This window comes from Nisaea sediminum, from assembly GCF_014904705.1.
GTDB classification, from domain to species: domain Bacteria; phylum Pseudomonadota; class Alphaproteobacteria; order Thalassobaculales; family Thalassobaculaceae; genus Nisaea; species Nisaea sediminum.
Genome location: NZ_JACZCQ010000016.1, coordinates 59,354 through 78,719 on the forward strand (window position 1 = coordinate 59,354; position 19,366 = coordinate 78,719).

Sequence of the window (19,366 nt, forward strand, 5' to 3'; positions counted from 1 at the left end):
GTAACGCGTTATTGTCGGGACTTCACCAAACACAGGGTGATTAATTGAACCAACCTCGACCAAGAAATTTTGGTTGCCGCCGTCTCTAATAAAATACCTAGGGCCTGCTTCGTAGGCACCACTGCCATAAGACTCTCCGAATGAGGCAGCGAAATAATCATTCAGACTGCCTTCCAAATTCCCATTTCTATTGTCAATAATATTACTTAGAAAAAAATCCCTGACAGGAACCCTGTCCCCAAACAATGCAGAGACTACATTCTGCGCATTCGTCAGATCATTCCCGCCAAGACCAAAATTAAAACGCGAATCGAAGCCGACATTGACAGGATTTTCAATCGCGTCATTCCCCTCGCCGCCATAAATACTGTCATTTCCAGCCCCTCCCGAAACGGAATCGCTTCCACTTCCCGTTGCCAGCTCCGGAAATAAATACCCCTCACTTGCCTCGCAATATGAGGCAGCATTTTGCCAATGACCAACATTAGCAGCAACCTGACCAAGGTAATTATCAACCGAGCCAAAGGCACCAACAAATGTTTCCTTATCAAATACAATAAACGCTTGAGGTGCCTCAACCGGCTGCCCAGTTGCATCCGACGACACAAACAAATCATATATAAACTCTGCGGCCTGCTCTGCGGCCAAGCCAACACCATTTGCTGTATCAGCTACGAATTTTGAACCGTAAATAAATGTCGTACCGCCGGCGACGACACCACCCAAAGGCCCACCAGCCGCTGTCCCGGCTGTGGCAGCAGCTCCTGTCAAACCAATAACGACAACTTCACCGCCTAAGGCATACGCGTTAGAAGCAACGATCCTGGCAGCACCTCCGATCCATTCACGCATCGGATCAACAGCATTTGAAATCTCTCCATATTCCTCCACCGCATCAAATGCCGCGCCGAACGCGACACCAGCGTAACCTGCCCTACGGCTAAAATTTAAAAGATTAGGATTATTAAGTTTAGGTAACTTCTCGATACCGATAGGAAGTCCACCATTAACACTGTCAATTAGAGTATTAGTCGTCGCCGGCGTCTTCAATACCTCTAGAACTGCTTTCCCCGCATCAGAAAGATTTTGAACAGCTTCATTTGCAGAATCATTGTTTGAGTCGGTCACGACATTCTCCACTAAAATAAGAAAATTATATTCCAATATTTTTCAATTACGGCCCATATCGAATTCGAAGTAACTTGACCACCAACCAATTAAACGGCGATAAAACAAAGCAAAAGAATACAGAAATTACCCACCTTATAAATATGTAATTTATATCCTCCAAAACAAATTCAAACCCCTCCCTTTTTGAAAAACACGAAATCAATAAAAGGGACGCCAACATGCAAATAAACCAATACTTTGAGAATTTCTTATTAACTAAATCTGAAAAAAATTTAACCCCATAAGCAAAATATATTAATATTAAAACAAAAAATGCGCCTTCATGGAGAAACTCATAAAGCGTATAACTTCCTTTATATGCTTCATCAAAAAGACTCATCGTTCTCGCATCCCTTCGCGTGCATAGCGCAGCACCGGCTGCAGCACGTATTCCAACACCCGTCTTTCCCCCGTCAGCAGGTCTGCCGTCACCGACATGCCCGGCACCAGACGCACGTCCCGTCCGTCGACGCGGAGATGCTCGCGCTCCAGTTCGATCCGTGCGGTGTAGGACAGCATCTGCGGCGCCGCCTGCGGGCCGCTGGTCGCCGCGCCCGGGGCGCCGGCGGCGTTGTTCGCGTCCTGCGGCACCACGGCGTCGGCGCTGAGGCTGACGACTTTCCCCTCGATGCTGCCGTAGCGCATGTAGTTGAAGGCATCGACCTTCACCGCCGCGCGCTGGCCGATCTCGATGAAGCCGATATCCCGGTTGGTCACCGTCGCCTCGACCGTGAGGCGGGCCTCCTCCGGCACGATGCGCATCAGCGCCGTGCCCGGCTGCACATAGCCGCCGAGCGTGTGCACGGCGAGGCCGGTCACCTCGCCCGCGACCGGCGCGGCAAGGGTCAGGCGGCCGACCCGGTCGCGCGCCTTGATCTGTTCCTGGCCGGCCGCGCTTTCCCGCTGCCGCGCCTCGTTCAGCTTGCGCTGCGTCTCCGCCTCGAAGGCGAGCAGCAGGTTGGCCGCCGTCGCCTCCGCGCTGGCGAGGGTCGCCGTCGCCTCCGCGATCCGGCTTTCCAGGATCAGCGCCTGGTGCTGGGTCTCCAGCAGCACCTGCTCGTGCTCGAGATAGACGGATTTCTGTGTCAGCTGCTTCTCGAAGAGGATGCGCTGGCCCGCGACCCGTTCGGTCAAGAGCGGCAGGACGGCGCGGACCTTCGCCTGCTCGGCGCGGAGCGAGGCCAGCGTCGCGCGCGCCCGGGCCGCGTCCTTCGCCGCCCGTTCGCGCTCGCCCGTCAGCGCCGCCCATTCCGCCCGCAGCACCGCGAGCGCCTCCGCAACCTCGTGCTCCGCCGCCCCTTCCGGCATCGCGAAGACCTCGTCCGGTGCGAGCGGCGCGCCGCCACCCGCAAGCGCCGCCGCACCGATCAGCGCCTCGTGCCGGGCGACGTCGAGCCGGGCCGCCGTCCATTCGCGGGTCAGTTTCTCGAGATCGGCGCCGCTCTCCGTCGGGTCGAGCGAGAGCAGCGGATCGCCGGCCTGCACATGGGCCCCGTCCTCGACATGGATCATCCGCACGATGCCCGGCAGGCTGCTTTCCACCACCTTCACCTTGCCGCCGGGCACGATCTTGCCCGGTGCCGCGACCACGATGTCGAGATGGCCGAACCAGGCCCAGATCCCGGCGAGCAGCAGCATCCCCGCCATGATGGCGGGCAGGGTGAGCAGCAGCCGCGAGGGCGGCGCGACCGCCGCCTCGACCCGGCTGGCGAGGAAGGCGTCGTGCAGGTCCTTCAGATCGTCATGGCCGAGGGCATCGCCGCCGCCGGCACTTGCCGCAGCGGGAGGAATCGCCGGGGTCCCGGGCGGCGTGCCACCCGCTGCGGCAGCCCGGAGTGCAGCGGCAGCGGCCTCGGGAACCGCGCCCTCCGCTCCGGCGCCGGCAGCGGGGGCATGCACGGACGCATCGCCCGCCGCCGCGCGTTCACGGGCGAGCTCTTCCGCCGAGATCCGTCTTGGCACTATGCGGGCGATTTCCGCCATGCCGTCCCCAACTCTGCCGCCGCCGCCCGGAGCCGCCGGGCGAATGCGGGATTTCCCCAATGACCGGGCGCTATGCGGCGCCCTGCCGCTCCTCGTTCTGCCGGTTCTGCAAGGCGTCCATCCTCGCGTACCAGCCCTCCCTCGTGCGCAGCTCTTCGTGGCCGCCCTTTTCCGTGATCTTCCCGTCCTCGACGACGAGGATGTGCCTGAAGCGCCGGACCGACGACAGCCGGTGCGTGATGACGATCACCGTCCGTCCCGCGCAGATCTCCCCCATCCGCTCCTGGATCAGCCGCTCCGCCTCGAAGTCGAGCGCCGAGGTCGCCTCGTCCAGGATCAGGATGCGCGGGTTGGTCGCCAGCGCCCGCGCCAGCACGATGCGCTGGCGCTCGCCGCCCGAGAGCTTGGCCCCGCGCTCGCCGATCACCGTGTCGTAGGCGTTCGGCAGCGAGAGGATGAAATCGTGCGCGCCGGTCAGCTTCGCCGCCTCCATGACCTGCTCCATCGGCATGGTCGGATCGGCGACCGCGATATTGTCGCGGATCGAGCGGTTGAAGAGGAACGGATCCTGCAGCACATGCGCCACCTGGCGGCGCAGCCAGGCCGGATCGACCAGCGCGAGGTCGACGCCGTCGACCAGGATCTTGCCCTTCTGCGGCCAGTAGAGCCGCTGCAGCAGCTTGGCGATCGTGCTCTTGCCGGAGCCGGACGGGCCGACCACCGCCACCACCTCGCCAGGCTGGATCGTGAAGCTCACATCCTCCAGCACCTCGGGGCTGTCCTCGCCGTAGCGGAAGGAGACGCCGCGGAACTCGACCCGGCCGCGGATGTCCGGCAGCGCCGCAGAGCTCGTCGTCTTCGGCTCCGGCACCGCGTTCATCACCTCGCCGAGGCGGGAGACCGCGAGCAGCACCTGCTGCAGCTGGTTCCACATCTGCGCCACCCGCTGGGCCGGCGCCAGCGCGCGCATGGTCATCATGTTGACCGCGACGAGCTGGCCCGCGCTGATCGAGCCGTCGATGACGAAGCGGGCGCCGAGATAGAGCGTGACGACGACGGCGACGCGGTTGATCAGGGTGACGAGCTGGTTGGCATTCTGCGTCAGCTTCTCGCTCTTCTCGCCCCAGACCGTCTGGTCCGCCATCTGCCGCTCCCAGGAGCGCTGCAGCGCCGGCTCGACCGCGAGGCTCTTCACCGTCTCCATGCCGAACACGGTCTCGACCAGGAAGCCCTGGTTCTCCGTCATGCCGGTCGCGCGCGACATCAGCCGCTTCTTCAGCACCGGCGTGATCACCCCGTAGACGGCGAAGATCAGCACCATGCCGATGCCGACCACCAGGGCGAGGAAGGGCGCGAAATAGGCGATCACACCGAGGAAGACGATGGAGAACAGCAGGTCGATGATCGCGGTCGGCGCCGAGCCGGTCAGGAACGAGCGGATCTGCTGCAGTTCCTGCGCGCGCTGCGTCGTCCGGCCGGTCTGGCGGCTGGCGAAGAAGCTCGCCGGCAGGGTCGAGAGATGGCGGAAGAAGCGCCCCGCCAGCTCCACGTCGATCCTGTGCGTGGCGAAGGACATCAGCCGCCCGCGCAGCACGCCCATGACGAACTCGAAGATCCCGACGGCGAGCAGTCCGATGGCGAGGATGTCGAGCGTGGTCAGCGCGCCGGTGCTCAGCACCTTGTCCATGATCAGCATGAAGAAGAGCGGCGTCGAGAGCGCGAAGATCTGCAGCAGGAAGGAGGCGATCGCGACCTCGGCGACGAGATGCTTGTATTTCAGCAGGATCGGCAGGAACCAGGAGAGCCCGAACGGCCGCCGCTCGTCCGCTTCCTGCGTCCGCGGCGGCGAGATCTCGATCAGCCGGCCGGAATAGAGGCGCTCGAACTCGCCGAGATCCCAGGTCGCGGGCTTGCCGCTCTCGGGATCCGTTAGCAGCACCTTGTCGGCGCTCGCCCGACCGACGAGCACGAAGGAAAGGTTGTCGCCGCGTTTCAGTTCCGCGATTGCGGGAAGCCGCGCCGACACGAGCTTGCCGGCCGGCATCGTCCTGACCGCCGCCGCGCACTCGAAGTGGCGCGCCACGGCGAGCAGATCCTCCGCCGTCGCCTGCTCTTCCGGCATCCCGAGCTCATGGCGGAGACGATGCGCCGGCACCGGGAAACCGATGAGCGCAAACAGCGCCGCCAGAGACCTGATGCCCCCGCGTTCCGCCCCCGCCGTCGCTGCCCCCGATCCCGTCACGCCAGCCCCGAATTTATCTAAATTTTTAGATGCATCGTCACCATCCGATACTAATACAGAGCTACGACGATTCCGAAAAACCGGTCAAGGTAAAGGAATGGTTAACGTGAATTTCTCTTGTTAACACTCCTCACCTGTTCTCAAGGCGATCCGATAAGCAGCTGATTTTAAGAGACTAACCGAATCACGAATGGCACCTTTTTGTATTCAGGAGCAGAAATCAGTACTTTTCGCGGCTGGATTGCAGCCCAAATCGCGGCGCGATAGAATCCGTTTAGAATCATGATCTTCTTTCAAAGGTTGAAAAACCCGCAAGAATTCTGCCTTGCGTTTAACCCTGCACAAAGACGCGACGGACGCAGGCGGTCAGGCACCGAGACACGCCTTGCGGCCCTCTTCGATCGGGTTTCATTTACGGTACAGGAATGACAGGTTACGAATGCTCGGCACTACGTAACGCGGCATTGCGGCACATGCAGGGATCGCGGCAGAGACGCTCTTCGAGCCCTAGACAATTCATCGGGAACCACCAACGCATTGTCCAAAATATTGCGCATCCTCGCCACCTGCCACCGGCTCGACTATTCCGGTGCTCCGTTGCTGCTGTTCAGGCTGCTCGAAGCGCTGGCGGAACGGCACGATATAACGGTTCTCGGGCCTGAAGGAGACACTGTCGAAAAAGCCCTCGTCCTGGACTACGAGAAAGCAGGCATACGCGTGGTCAGTTCGGCCACGCCGAGGGACTTCGATCTGCTCCTCGCGAACACGCTGTACGGCGGCCATCACATCGTTCAGATGGGTGGAAAGATCCCATCCGTCCTATGGGTCCATGAGCCCACAGCCGGTCGCCGGGGCATCGAACAGGGGATATTCCTCGCTGACGGCATCAGGCTTGCCGATAGCGTTGTCTTCCCGACACGCTGGCAGGCGGAGGAGCTTTACGCCCCCTATCTCGGAACGAGAGAATTCGAGGTCATACCTTACGGCATCAAAGCAAGAGTTGACCGTCGCGAGAGGCCATTCTCCCTGCCTCCGAACACCACGACATTGCTTCAGCTCGGCTGGATTGATCCGCGCAAAGGGCAGCATCTCACGGCAGCCGCACTCGATTACCTCAACGACCCGAACATTCACGTGTTCATGGCGGGCTCGGATTCTGTAAACCCCGATTTCGCCGCGCGCCTCAAAATGCGAGTTACCGAGGAAAAGCACATTGCAAACCAGGTGCATTTTCTCGGCGTGCTGGGACCCGACGAGGTCGACGCCTATCTGGCCCATGTCGACGCCCTCGTCTTCCCGACGAACGACGACCTGATAACTGTATCAATTTTGGAAGCCATGGCGCGGAAAACGTGCGTGATCTCAAGCGATTTCGGTCCGATACCTGAGACCGTCATCGACGGAGAGACCGGGCTTTTATTCCCAGTCGGCGACATCAATGCGTACATGGAATGTATTCGTCGTGTGGCATCGGACAGCGCGCTTCGCGACAAGCTGGCCTCAGGTGGCTACGAAATTTATGCGCGGAAGCACGGTTTTAAGACTCACGTCAAAGCGATGGAGCAGACTTTACTGAAGACCGCTGGCCGTACTTCCGCGTGAGGTGATCTATAAGCTCAAGAATGCAATCAAGAACAAGCCGTTCTCGATTGACGGCGCCGATATAAAATCTGGCATGAGTGATGGCTTCTGAGTCTTCCCCAATATCCTACTGCGGCCTCCCCTCAAAAAGTGAATTGCGACCGCTGTCGCGTGCACGGCGATAAAAAGCAAAAGGATCCGGCGCAGCCATCACGCGACTCTAGCCATAAACTGGACACACCCCAAATCGAGCTGCGCAACCCCGACTAGCTGTGACTTCTAAAGAGGCTATTCATTGGAGGTGAGGCCGGAAGGCTGGAGGCGCGCGCCACCCGGTCAACCAATCTTGAGGCTCGAATGAACCCGCATCGGAATGCCAAGAACACCGAACATATTCGAGAGCAGATCGTCTCGCGCCGGGCCAATTGAATCCGCTCGCCCCGGACATGCTGGCTCGCGGCCTGATGCTCTTTGCGGACGGACTCCAGGCTCCGGATGCCGTGCGGTCCAATCGTCCTCGTCATGAGCGCTCGCGGGAAGAGCGGCAGGCGGTCGCGAGCTGGAAGCGCCGGCGGAGACATCTGCGTGCCGTGGCGGCTGGGTGGATCCGTCTCAATCCGCTGGCGGCTTCCTTCAAGGTGCCGCCAGGTTACGAGGACCGCATGCGATACCGCACGGCGGCGGCCATCCTCTCGTCCGCCGGCGATCTCGCCGAGGACAATAGGGACTCAACCAACGAACGTGAATGCTGCTTCCAGCATGCTTCCGGACGCAGAAAAGGCCTTAGCGCGTTAGCGTCTAAGGCCTTGATAATGTTGGTTGCGGGGGCAGGATTTGAACCTGCGACCTTCAGGTTATGAGACGGATATGTAATTTCGTATCTCATTGTTTTATTTAACATTTCTCTCGGAAAACTGGGCATATGGGCACGATACTGGGCACAATCTAGGTTTGTTGCGGGCATCCCGTTCATGAGCTGAGCCCTCGTACCTTGGTAGCTGCATCGGTGATTTCAGCGATCAGGGCATCATAAACCTTGTCCAGTATGAGCCCGTAACCGCTGCCTTCTTCGCCTGGCGTTATCCCGAACCGATCTTCAAGCGTCGCCATCACTTTTGTAGGCTTGTCGGTGGCGCTATGCGTAGCGGCAATTCGCAGATCATACAGAGCGAAAAGATGGTCAATAGGGCGCTCAGGAGACGTGCCGTCTGTTTTGATCCGTTCGAGGATTTCCGCTATCCCCCCGTCGATACCGAGCCCGGTTTGATCTGCGACCTGCGCAATTACAACGATCTTATCGAGAAGTTTTAGCGGGCGCAGATTGCTTAGCTCGTCCTTGGGAACTCCGATCGCGGTCAAAAGAGATCGGAGACTTTTCTCGTTCATGCCTTCAATCAAAAACTCGTTAAGCGACGAACACCTCTCTAGGAAGCTGTCCAGTGACAGGCCCAACGGGACATGCCGTGCGATCTTTTCAATGCTGGGGGGCTTCCACCAGCCGTGGTACTCCAGAACAGGTCCGCTAAATCCGACAAATTTCTCCTCTTCAAGGCCACTAAGACCGGCCGCTCCGGCTAAATCTGCCAGTCGCTCGCCTAGCTCGATGAACGCCCACACCAGATCTTTCGCTCGGGAACCAATGTTGGGTTCCTGCAAAATTTTTGGAAAAGCATCTCGGGGCGGTGGCGCAACGGCGAAGCCATGCCAGTGTCGAATGACCTCTGGCCTGTTTCCCTCATAGAGTTTCTTCAATTCGATCTGAATCGTGTTTCTTCCTACACGATTGCAATTACCAACGCTCCACTGAAAGCCATGCGAAACTGATCCGCTTTCGGGATGAATCTCATATTGGGGGCGTCCCTCATAGGTCGCCAAAACAGCGTCATCCACATATACGGAGGCGAGAAGTCCCGATGATTGAGCCGCCGCGTTGGTAACCGGATATTCGATCCCAGGCCAGTCTAAGCCCTCAGAGTCGAGCGGATCTTCCGTGATGGGTAAGCTGCTTGGACGACCGACTATTCTATGGCCCCAAACTTGGGCAAATATCTTGCTCTTGTCATTTACGGCGCGCCCGATGTGAACCGTCAACCCGTCACAGGTCAGGTCAACCGCGCTCTCATTGCCCAGTTTTGCCTCAATATCGTCGTCGATTTTGGCCCAGCGCTGCTCCCAGTAGATATGAACGAGGACCATATTGCGGAGTGTTAGGTAGTCCTGGAGATAATCTTTAGCGATTGAGACGTGCGCGTGTTGTGTATATCGCGGAGAATCCCATATCGCGGGCGCGCTTGCGAAAACGATATCGGTCTTGGGAGCTTCGGGATCATCCCAAACTAGGCCTCCGTCGCGGACCGGACGTTGAACTAATCCATACGTCATCAAGAAACCGGGGTCCGGCCACAACGCGGTCTTATCATGTGATGTCCATGCCAAAATGAGCGGCTCATACCGCTCACTTGGCATTTTTGGAGCACTTACCCAGAATTTCGGCACATAGGCCGTTTCAGCGTCATAAACCGGATGAGGGCCACTGGTGCTAACTTGAAAATCAATATCGCTAAGTTCTGCTCCTGAATTTTCCAGTTCGTCCGCTGGGATGAGCGCCGAAAACAGACGACGCTGTCCGGGGTATGGGGAATCTTCAAAGCTGCGAATTTCCGCAACTACGACCTTCTCGTGTTCCCAAGGTGTCTCGTTGGGAATATGAGCGAGCGGAGCTGGCCACCAGCTATCAGTCATCTTGCTCAACTCCTTGCCAGGGCTCGCCGGGAAGCAGCGCGATAACCTCACGCATCACCAGCTCCGCACCAGCCGCAATATTCCACTCGTCCGCCTGCTGGGACAGAAGGGGTCCAATATCCGTCGAGAAGGCAGCGTTGGATAATTTCGTGATCAGATTCTGCTCGAACTGGGCTCGACTGATCTGTCCGCCATCGGATGCCATGTAGGCCTGAAACGCTTCAACCATCTGCGCCGGTTCTGCATCCGGCTGCTGTAGGGCAATCGCCAGATCGAACAGGTCACGTCCCTTGCGGCGCTGATACAGCGCGCGGATCTTGGTTCCGAGGAGTTCATTCAGGCTGTAGGTCTTGATAGATGCCTCTCCCTCGAACCAGCGCGACTTGGTTGAAAAGGGCACCTCGATAAATCCGAAATGCGCAAAGTGCTCTCGGGAGTTGATCTCGACCTTGAGGCGAAGCGGCAGTGGTGGCCGATCCTCGGACTCGAACCGGTAGGTAAGCGTGACACGGCCTTCGCCTTGCTTGCGGCGGGGCTCGCCAAGCCATGGGTCGAGCACTTCCCGCAAAGCGTCCATGGTCTCGCCGATCGGCCCGGCCGTGACCTGCACCAGATCGATGTCTTCGGAGTATCGAGCGGCTGGTTTGAGGAACAGCTTGTAAAGGGCGGTTCCACCACGAAACGCCAGCGCCTCTTTTAAATGCGGATGAGAGAAGATCTCCACCAGCGCGCGGCTAATCACCAGATCCTGCTCGACCTGCGCATCCTGCACCCAGGGCGCTTCGCTCCGCCATTCTGTGATGTAGTCGCGCGGGATCATGCTTCGCTTTCCGCTTCTGCGTTAATGACGATCTTCCACGTCTTATCACGTCCCGCTTCCGGGTCATCGGAGGATGGCAGAAGGGGCGTATATTGCTTGGCGTGCGTGCGCACATAATCCTGAAGCAGGCCTGTGACACCCTCCGCACCAACATGCTCCAGAAGATAACCAAGGCGCTGCGCCCATGAGATCGGCGCTGATTTTGCCGCTTCGACGAGTTTCTGTGGATCAAGCTTCTCGGATAACTCCTCCAGTATCGTTGCGATATTATCGAGGCCGCCGGCGTGCTGCGGATATCCGACGATATCCAGCGCCGTGGCTTCCACAGAAGCAACTCGGATGGGCCCGCGCTGAGTGCTGAAGCTGTTGACTACGGGAACCTCCTTGAGGTTCTTCCGGGCAATGAAGTTGACCTTCACCTTGCCGCAAGCGATCGGGCGCCGGTTCTTTTCCACCATCACCTGGAACGTCTGCGGGCGCTGATGCGCTGCACCGTGATATTCGGCAGCGGATAGCAGGCCCACATAATAGGGCTGCCGCACGTGTTGCATAAGGTCGGGAATGAACTGATCCGCCGGCAGACTGCCCAGACGGCGGTATTCCGGAGGAACGACGATATAGAAGCCACGTGCGGGTGATGCGATCTCCCCGCGCTTAGATAATCGCGCCAAGGCTTTGCGAGCGGCAACCTCATTGAGGTTCAGCGACTGCGCGAGCTGATCTATGGTAAAGTTGTACCGACCAACCGACATGAGGTTGGTGATAAAATCTTGCGCTTTGAGCATCGAATTTTCCGAAATCACTTGCAGAAAGTACCGTTTTTGGTCACTTTACGCAAGCAATTTAATTATCCGCCTCTATTCGCCGCAAGAAATGCGGTGAATAGATCGCCTAATCACCGCAGAACAAAAGACAATGGAAATAAGTAAAATTGGTTGCGGGGGACGGATTTGAACCGCCGACCTCAAGGTTATGAGCCTTGCGAGCTACCAAGCTGCTCCACCCCGCGCCATTGAGTTTTGGAGTTCTAAAGTATTACTTATCATTTTGCAACGAAAAATTGTTAATATTATTAGAAGCTGCCTCAATTACTGGAATATCACATGGAAAAACTCAATATCAACGGACTCTCGGACAGCGAGGCACTGCACAAGATCAGTCTACTGATCGATCAGGCGCAAGACGAGCGGGACCATGAGCTTAGCGAAGCAGCCAGAGTTCTGATCGATGAACTGGACGCGCGCCCTCTCGCTCCGACCGACAGCGCGTTGCTCCACTATTTCAGGGCCAATGCATGGTCTGCCTTAAGACCGACGGAAAACCAGACAGACACATGGAACTGGGATCAGCCGGCCCTCCAAGAAGAAATTCTCTCGCTGCGCAGGGCTACCCGGCATGAGGCTTTCAGAGACCTTCCACCGTTTCGCCAATGTCAGATCCTGACAAATCTCGGAAATGGCTTAGACACAGCAGGTCGATTTATCGAAGCCATTGAGGCCTGGGATCAAGCGCTCGCTATCGAGCCACGGTTCGCAATGGCGATCGGCAATCGTGCGCTTGGGTTCTCCCATTATGGGCGCGCCGTATATGACCCGGGCCACGCCGGAGTCCTGCTCCTTGAATCCCACGATGGATATCGCTCCGCGCTCAGCGGTCAGGCAATCTACGAAAGCGAGGGCCATGACTCTGTGATTCATGGGTTTCACGAACAAATGAAGTTTATCTCATCCATCATTCCTGTTGATGAGATTCGAGAATCCGTTGATCTGGATAGCTTTAGTTTGGGTGAAACGGGAGAAGAGCAGGCCTATCGCTCCTGGTGCCTGTCTCACAGGCTGTTCCTGAACCCGCTCAATGACCTCGGAGCACGATCTATCGCCGCGGCGGACGTGCTCACACTGCCAAACATGACCTTCAGGAATGAAGCGGACTGGAAGCCGCCGGCAATCATTGGCTTTTTCAATCAGATCAAGCAGGAGTTCGTCTCGGCAAGGTTCATGTTTTATGAGGCGCAACGAAGCCGCGAGCAGCATTATTCTGATCGAGAGGTCTTGCTCTACAACACGCTGGACTTCCCAGTGCACTCCTTCCGCAGCGAGCGGATGAGAGCGGCATTTCGTGCGTCGTACTCGATATTCGATAAGCTCGCCTACTTCCTGAACAGCTTGGCCGTCGCGAGAACTGGCCACTACGGGGCCTTTTCTGGTTGTCGAAAGACCTTTTCGACAAAGGGGCGACCAAAACAATGGAACCCGACGCTCAGATGATTGACGGCGTGCGCAATTATCTGGAACACCGCTACCTCAAGCTCACAGACGATCACTTCCACGATGAGAGCGAACCGCACGAAAGCGGGGGCTTTGTATATACGATGCCCGAAGAGGCTTTCGCGGCCAAAACGCTGCGCCTCCTAAAGCTTGTTCGCGCATCGATCATTTATCTGTCTTTGGCAGTGCATCGCGAGGAGCGTTTAAACAGCAAGGATGACGGCGCAGGATTGATCATGCCGATTGGCCTCTCGACCATTGACGACGATTGGAAGGTTTAACCTCCACGATCATGCAATTTGCTTCGTCTGGGTCCCGCTGTGCCGTGAGAAGGGGATGCGGCGCAAGCGGGTCAAGGGCTTGAGCGCAGCGCCCCTTGACGCCAGCGCAGCTACGCATCCCACACGGGCACAAACAGGCGGGATCAGGAGAAGCCGTCATTGCTTCGGTGGGAAGCTGGCTTTCTATTTCCGAGGGGAACCGACCCAAGGAGGTTACCGAGGAAAGCTAACTGATCTTATGCCGGTGCACATGATGCATCTTGTGACGCTGATCCTGCCGCTGAGCTTTGGCCTCCTGCCGGCGCTTCGCCGCCAACAGCAGCTCCCGATCCTCCTCACTGATCTCGGCACTCTGCACCTCTGACACGTCCAGCCGCCCTAACGCCTCGTTGTAGGCAGATTTCAGCTCGCCCTCGCGCGCCCAGGCATCCTCACCACCGGCCGCTTCAGACAATTCCGCACGCTCTGCTTCTACGGCCTGCAGCTCCTCCGACGACACCACACCTTGCGCAACGGCGTGCTCCAGCTGCATCGCCTTTGTTCGGAGCCGTTCCATACGCTCCATGCGCCCGCGCTGCTGCTCCAGCGCATCCCGCGCCGCCAACGCCGCAGACACCGAGCTGATTCCGTCTTCCTCTCCAGCGCCTTCCACCGGGGCGGGTTTGGGTGGGATACCGGCCCCCGGCCGCTCATCATTTGCAGCCGCTGGAGGCTGACGGACAGGTTGCCTCTGGCTCGCCTCGGCCAGCCAGCCCATGACCTTCGGCCAACGCGGATCCTGCTTACCTTCCGGCATGCGATCCAAACGGATCTCATGCGGCGCCACGCGACTGATGAGGCCAGTCCATCGCGCCACCGATCGGCGCCGCCGCGCGTGGCGCTCCTGCCGGTCTCGGCCAAGCGCCAGCTTCCCGCGCCGATAGTCCCGGTCTGCTGAGAGTTCCTGCTGGCGTGCAATCGCATAGCGCCGCTTCGCCTGTTTCAGCTTCTTCTCGGCAATGCCGATGAGCTGAACCTGCCGCTTCACCCGCCAGGGCCGATTGCGGAGCACACGCTCGACTCTCGATGCCCTTTGGCGGCTCTTCAGCACCTTGGTCCAGAACCGGATGGAGCCGTCCGCCGATCGGCGCGCCCGTCGCGCATCGCGCAGACGGGTGCCGGCACGCTTTACCGTCGCCTCCATGAACCGCAGCCGCATCCAGCTATCGACCGCATCGAACGCCTCGGCGATGCGCTTCGTGACCTGGCGCTCATTGAACTGAAGAATGCGCGCATTCTGCTGGGCGCGGGTGCGGCCTTCATCCAGCTCCTGATAGTTCAGCTGCCGACGGCGACCGGCATAGGTCTGCATGTCTATGACTTTGGAGGCGGGGCGGTATCCCTTATCCCGCGCCTTGCGGCCTTTCGGTCCTTCATGAATGGTCGGCATCCGATCGATGCCTTGGGCCTCCAGAGTACGGTGATCGATCTGCTCCTCATGCCCCATGGCTTCCAACGCCCGATTGGCATAGGCGCTCCAGGCCTCGCGTGTGTCAGTCAGGAAATCCTTGCTGTTCCACTCGCGGGTCCGCGTCTTCAGGAAGCCGTTATCGTTCACGGCATAGAAGCTCAGCATCACATGGGCATGGGGATTGTTGTTCTCTTCGTCGTGGTGGATCGCGAGATCCGCGACCATGCCCCGCGCCACGAACTGATCATCGACAAAGCGGCGCAAAAGTTCCTTCTGCTGCTCGAACGGCAGCTCGCGCGGTAGCGCGATATTCATCTCACGGGCAAGCTGCGCATCCACGCGCCGATTCTTGTACTCCAGGACGTTCCAGAGGGTCTCGCGGTCCTGCATCCATTCGGGAGCATTCTGCGGGGTTCGGATCTCGGTGTGGACGATCCCGCCCTTGTTCCGATAATCGGCGACAGTTCCGGTCTCGCGGTCCACGAGCCGTTCGCCGGCGCGATATGCGGCAGCCACGATCGCTGATCGTCCGTCCTTGCGCTTAATGATCTGCGCCGACAGGTGGTAGATCGCCACGGCTGCCTCCGCCTTTTTACCCCGCTCTCAGAGCGGCGCACCTATGTTGGGCTCGCCCAATGTATAAGTGCGCTATTAGCCCTTCCTCATACTTATGCCTTCAACCGAAAGACGCAACCCGACATCCGTCACGAATCCGCAGAAATTGGCAGATTCGCGCCCAAAATACCATCGTATGCACGGGTAAATAACTGTTTCGATGGGCAATTTTCGACGCCCTGCATACCAACAAAAATCGGATTAAGGTTGTGCTCAACCCTCAAACTGGAGGACACGCCTGATGGCCCGCTATTACGTCAACAAGAACGCCCAAGATAACGGCGATCACGAGGTGCATAAGCACGGTTGCTCATTCATGCCCGAGGAACATAACCGAAAATATCTCGGAGAATTCACAAGCTGCGGCCCCGCCGTGCGAGAGGCAAAGAAGACCTACCCGCAGTCCAACGGGTGCTACTACTGCTCGAACGAGTGTCACACGAGCTAGGGCACAAAAATTTTCCGCCCAGCCACTGGCTGGGCGGGGACCGAGAACGCCCGGTCATCGCTGGACGACGAAGCTTCGCTCATCGATCTCGATAACGGCGATATCATCGCCGAGCTGAAGGTCGCGAGCGAACGCCTCCACATCGAAATAGAAACGCAGGTTCTCGGGGATCTGGTCCAGCAAGCCAGTTTCTTTGATATAGCTCTCAGCGTATTCCGTTGCAGTGCCTTCGAAGAGATAGACGTCCTCCAGCTGCTCCAGAATCTGATCCATTGCGCAACCTTCGTGAGAAGCGAGATAGATGGCTTTGCGTGCTTCGTCGCCATCCAGGCCCTCAAACTGGTCGAACCAAGCTGAGAGCGTCGCCTGGGTGACTTCCAAGGCATCGAAGAGTGCGAAAGCATCTCCGTCGATAAACTGGATCTCGAACTCCTCGACAATCTGACCATAGGCATTCCGATGGTCGGCCGCTTTGGCGAGATAGTCGTCATAGCTGCTGAAATAGAAGCCCGTTGCCGAGATGTCGTAGGGCGTCGCGTGATAGGTATTGGTCATGATCGTTTCTCCGTTCGTTCATCGCCTCCTTGCTGGAAGCGCGGAACGGAGGGCCCTGCGGATCAGGGCGTGGGGCACATGGCCAACACGGAAAGCGCAGCGATACGGAGCGGGCGGCCATTGCGCCGCGCCCACGCTGGGCCACGATCAAGCGTAATTTCAGAGAGGCGAGAACTGGAACGACCAACAAGCATAAGAATCGCCGCTTTCCGCCGGCGATGGGTTAAGAACGACACCTTTCACAGCGAGATACATTGAGAGAGTTCGCAAACCGCATCCCGAAGGAATTGACGAATTTGCTTTCTTCCTACCAGATTATTATGGGAATCATACGATTCTAGCTCAAATTTCGGAACCAGACCCATCTTGCAAATTAGTTATAGATACACTGAATACGCAGGAACTAGAACAATCTCTAACATATTAGGGCAGCCCACATGGATTTAACAAGCAACATAAATAAACTCTGTGATAGCAATATATTCGAAAAACTCGATGACATTAAAAACATCGCCGTCTCTATTAAAAATCAAAATCTTGACGATTATAATGCTTCAATTTATAAATTAAACTCATGGATAGAAGATAATTCAAAAAATGAATCATTTCGATTCCTATCATTTTGCATATTATTACAACATCACAGACGATTTTTAAATCATGATAACGTCGAAAATTTGATAAATAAATTCTCGGATTTATTTTCAAATCAAAATCTTTTCCAGTTATATGCCGCAACATACAAAAACTCCCCGAATCAATTTGAGTTAATTCAAGGTATTCGAGTATCTTATAAAATTTCTTCGATGCATGAGGAAAATGCTTTTCTTGGAAATGCCTTTAGTGAATTAGTGGCAAAAGCGATAGAGCTATATCCTGAAGAAAAAATATTCACCAGGCATATGGATGACGCGCTAACCATAATTAATCGCTCTATTCAAATATCACCAAAATATGCGAAATTCTATCAAACCAATGCTCGCTTGTTATCTGCAATAGGCGAATACGATTTAGCTCTTTCGTCAGCTCAGAGATCAATCGATATAGAGAATAGTGATATTTCTGATTACGTATTACGAATTCAGAGTTACGCATCAACTTTACTTGAAATTGAATCAAAGAAACAGATTCATATTCTCGATACTAGGATCGATGAAATCGATAATTCGATAAAATCTGCAGTTCAAAAAATCGAAAGCGAAGCATCAAAAAACCGAACTAATGTGGTTGAAATTCTTGCTTTTTTCATCGCGGTTGTTACTTTTGTACTTGCATCCATCAATACCTCAGTACAATTTCCACCAACAGAGGCTCTATTTCTCATCATCGGTATCGGGGGCGTACTTTCGCTTTCATTCTCTGTACTAAACATAATATTGATGGACAACACAAAAATATTCCGACTAATGACTGGCGTGTTAATTGGAATTTCTCTATTATCAATGAGCTTATTGGGGCTGCAGGGATATTTTCCATCCCCCTAAGCAAGAAAAAGGTGGACCATGAAAATTCTTGATCATTTTTCCGAATCAGAATCTAAAACTAAGAATAATGAAGATGTTATAGGGTTCTCTGAGATTGACGAAAACACTTCCGCTGTCTGGGTAATTGACGGAGGAAGTTCAGTTGCTGACAAAAACTACATAGACAGCGAGAATGGTGATATCAACTGGTTCGCCAATTCAATTAGTAGAAAATTAAGAGCGTACTCCCAGATACACAAAAATTACGTAGATGTTTTGCAAAACACAATAGATGACGTAAAGTCTGAATATGTAAATTGCGTTGGTTCTTTACAAAACGTTCCAAAATATGCTTGGCCTATTGCAGCCATGACATGGGTTAAATTCACAAAAATGAATAATGGTAGCCAACTGGTCGAACAAATTGATCTTGGTGATTGCAGCTCTATTTTTCGATCTGACAATAGTGTGTGGCAAATTCGCCCACCTGCGGAGAATTTAGTTGAAAATGCGATAAGATCGAAAATAGCATCTATGCCGAAAAAGAAATCAGGTAATGATGATGAAAAACGAAATACATTGATTGACGGTTTGCGCGCCAGAAGGGAAGAGCAGCATTCTTTCGAGACCCCAACAATTATTGGATTTAACAGCAAAAATATTAATAAAATCCCATATCGTAGGAAAATTATTCATACAGATAAGATAGAATTTCTGTTATGTAGCGATGGTTTTTTCCGACTGGTTGATTTATTTAAAAAATATAGCGCACATGAACTAATAGAAAAAGTCTCGAAAATCGGTTCGGAGAAACTAGTCAGAGAATTGCGAAATATAGAGATGGATGATAAGGATTGCCATACATATCCGAGACTTAAAATTTCCGATGATGTGGCCGTAATATTTGGAGTTATGAATTAGAATACAAAAAAAGAACTTTTTTAGAAAACTATAATTCATCAATATTCTTTCTACCCCGAACAAATGCCATTTCTTCAATAAGGTACAATTGTCTTTTGCTCAATGAAGAGCTTGATTGAGATACTTTTTCCCGCCGCCCTTCATGCATCGGTGTCTCCGGAAGATTATTAGCTTTAAATGTAGGCTTGCGAAAAGCGAGTCCTCTTGGACAATACCTCAGAAATATACTTTTACGCTTAAACTTTGACGAAGGAAATCGCGTTCCATGCAACAAAGCTTCATTGAATAAAATTGCTGATCCAGCTGATTGAGGCACACTCACTAAGTGATTGTTATTCCTTACAGAGAAATATTTATCTGGCGTAGGAAAATAACTCTTGTGCGACCCTGGCACGCATATAAACCCACCTTGATCGTCTTTTATATCATATAAAGAAATACTAATTGTTACCAGACCAGGTGAGATCTTTCCGGCATGATAAAAATGGTATAAACCCAAATTCGGATTCGGAGAATGGTGAAGTTTCTCTACATTATCTAGAAACTTTTCATCCGCACAATAGGCGTGATCTAGACGGAAATTCCCATCAAACAAATAATTCAAAATATCGAAATATTTTTCATTATCTATTAAATTCGACCATTCATTTGACCATTCGAAATTTATGTCGCACAATGAAAAGTCTACTAAATTTTTCTCCCAAAACGACGTAATTTTATTAATTTGATTGGCGTTCAGGCATTTTTCTATCACTGTATATCCTAGAGTATCAAATTCATAAATTTCCTGCTCCCATTCATTTTGCATTATTTATAATCCTTGATTCT

11 protein-coding genes, 1 tRNA gene and 2 pseudogenes are annotated in these 19,366 nt (G+C 54.8%); 4 read left to right on the forward strand and 10 right to left on the reverse strand.

What is annotated here, in order from left to right; translation table 11 throughout:
- Positions 1-345 precede the first annotated feature (345 nt).
- The 3 genes and pseudogenes from IG122_RS24600 to IG122_RS23300 all read right to left on the reverse strand — a co-directional run.
- Positions 346-852: pseudogene (locus IG122_RS24600) on the reverse strand (hypothetical protein); the annotation flags it as partial.
- Positions 853-1,506: 654 nt separating this feature from the next.
- On the reverse strand, positions 1,507-3,153 hold the full coding sequence (locus tag IG122_RS23295) for an HlyD family type I secretion periplasmic adaptor subunit (protein ID WP_193188969.1): 1,647 nt from the start codon (positions 3,151-3,153) through the stop codon (positions 1,507-1,509).
- A 70-nt stretch (positions 3,154-3,223) separates the two neighbouring features.
- A complete protein-coding gene (locus tag IG122_RS23300) occupies positions 3,224-5,395 on the reverse strand; it encodes a peptidase domain-containing ABC transporter (protein ID WP_193188970.1) in 2,172 nt (723 codons plus the stop codon).
- Positions 5,396-5,932: 537 nt separating this feature from the next.
- Here IG122_RS23300 and IG122_RS23305 point away from each other — a divergent pair.
- Positions 5,933-6,997, forward strand: coding sequence for a glycosyltransferase family 4 protein (locus IG122_RS23305; protein ID WP_193188971.1), 1,065 nt, complete (start codon positions 5,933-5,935; stop codon positions 6,995-6,997).
- A 948-nt stretch (positions 6,998-7,945) separates the two neighbouring features.
- On the opposite strand, the gene IG122_RS23310 is transcribed toward IG122_RS23305, so the two are convergent.
- The 4 genes from IG122_RS23310 to IG122_RS23325 all read right to left on the reverse strand — a co-directional run bounded on the left by IG122_RS23310 (position 7,946) and on the right by IG122_RS23325 (position 11,547).
- Positions 7,946-9,718, reverse strand: coding sequence for a hypothetical protein (locus IG122_RS23310; protein ID WP_193188972.1), 1,773 nt, complete (start codon positions 9,716-9,718; stop codon positions 7,946-7,948).
- Positions 9,711-10,538 carry a nucleotidyl transferase AbiEii/AbiGii toxin family protein gene (locus IG122_RS23315; protein ID WP_193188973.1) on the reverse strand — a complete coding sequence of 276 codons (828 nt, stop codon included), beginning with the start codon at positions 10,536-10,538 and terminating at the stop codon, positions 9,711-9,713. The genes IG122_RS23310 and IG122_RS23315 overlap by 8 nt, the downstream gene beginning before the upstream one ends.
- Complete coding sequence (locus IG122_RS23320) at positions 10,535-11,323, reverse strand: type IV toxin-antitoxin system AbiEi family antitoxin domain-containing protein (protein ID WP_193188974.1); 789 nt, start codon at positions 11,321-11,323, stop codon at positions 10,535-10,537. The genes IG122_RS23315 and IG122_RS23320 overlap by 4 nt, the downstream gene beginning before the upstream one ends.
- A 147-nt stretch (positions 11,324-11,470) precedes the next feature.
- Positions 11,471-11,547: transfer RNA gene (locus IG122_RS23325), tRNA-Met, on the reverse strand.
- An 898-nt stretch (positions 11,548-12,445) separates the two neighbouring features.
- Between IG122_RS23325 and IG122_RS24255 the strand changes: the two are divergent.
- Positions 12,446-13,086: pseudogene (locus tag IG122_RS24255) on the forward strand (LA2681 family HEPN domain-containing protein).
- Positions 13,087-13,312: 226 nt separating this feature from the next.
- Here the strand turns inward: IG122_RS24255 and mobQ are convergent.
- Both mobQ and IG122_RS23345 read right to left on the reverse strand, forming a co-directional pair.
- A complete protein-coding gene (mobQ, locus tag IG122_RS23340) occupies positions 13,313-15,112 on the reverse strand; it encodes a MobQ family relaxase (protein ID WP_193188976.1) in 1,800 nt (599 codons plus the stop codon).
- Between the two features lie 541 nt (positions 15,113-15,653).
- On the reverse strand, positions 15,654-16,154 hold the full coding sequence (locus tag IG122_RS23345) for an antirestriction protein ArdA (protein WP_193188977.1): 501 nt from the start codon (positions 16,152-16,154) through the stop codon (positions 15,654-15,656).
- A 437-nt stretch (positions 16,155-16,591) separates the two neighbouring features.
- On the opposite strand from IG122_RS23345, the gene IG122_RS23350 reads away from it, so the two are divergent.
- Entirely contained in the window at positions 16,592-17,638 is a 1,047-nt protein-coding gene (locus tag IG122_RS23350; protein ID WP_193188978.1) for a tetratricopeptide repeat protein, read from the forward strand.
- A gap of 18 nt (positions 17,639-17,656) precedes the next feature.
- On the forward strand, positions 17,657-18,538 hold the full coding sequence (locus IG122_RS23355; RefSeq protein ID WP_193188979.1) for a hypothetical protein: 882 nt from the start codon (positions 17,657-17,659) through the stop codon (positions 18,536-18,538).
- 28 nt (positions 18,539-18,566) lie between these two features.
- On the opposite strand, the gene IG122_RS23360 is transcribed toward IG122_RS23355, so the two are convergent.
- Positions 18,567-19,346 carry a phytanoyl-CoA dioxygenase family protein gene (locus tag IG122_RS23360; RefSeq protein ID WP_193188980.1) on the reverse strand — a complete coding sequence of 260 codons (780 nt, stop codon included), beginning with the start codon at positions 19,344-19,346 and terminating at the stop codon, positions 18,567-18,569.
- Positions 19,347-19,366 lie beyond the last annotated feature (20 nt).

Bases quoted from the DNA above. Each gene is read 5' to 3' on its own strand.
- IG122_RS23295 (WP_193188969.1), bottom strand. From the start codon at position 3,153: ATGGCGGAAATCGCCCGCATAGTGCCAAGACGGATCTCGGCGGAAGAG.
- IG122_RS23360 (WP_193188980.1), bottom strand. From the start codon at position 19,346: ATGCAAAATGAATGGGAGCAGGAAATTTATGAATTTGATACTCTAGGA.
- IG122_RS23350 (WP_193188978.1), top strand. From the start codon at position 16,592: ATGGATTTAACAAGCAACATAAATAAACTCTGTGATAGCAATATATTC.
- IG122_RS23355 (WP_193188979.1), top strand. From the start codon at position 17,657: ATGAAAATTCTTGATCATTTTTCCGAATCAGAATCTAAAACTAAGAAT.
- IG122_RS23315 (WP_193188973.1), bottom strand. From the start codon at position 10,538: ATGATCCCGCGCGACTACATCACAGAATGGCGGAGCGAAGCGCCCTGG.
- IG122_RS23310 (WP_193188972.1), bottom strand. From the start codon at position 9,718: ATGACTGATAGCTGGTGGCCAGCTCCGCTCGCTCATATTCCCAACGAG.
- IG122_RS23320 (WP_193188974.1), bottom strand. From the start codon at position 11,323: ATGCTCAAAGCGCAAGATTTTATCACCAACCTCATGTCGGTTGGTCGG.
- IG122_RS23345 (WP_193188977.1), bottom strand. From the start codon at position 16,154: ATGACCAATACCTATCACGCGACGCCCTACGACATCTCGGCAACGGGC.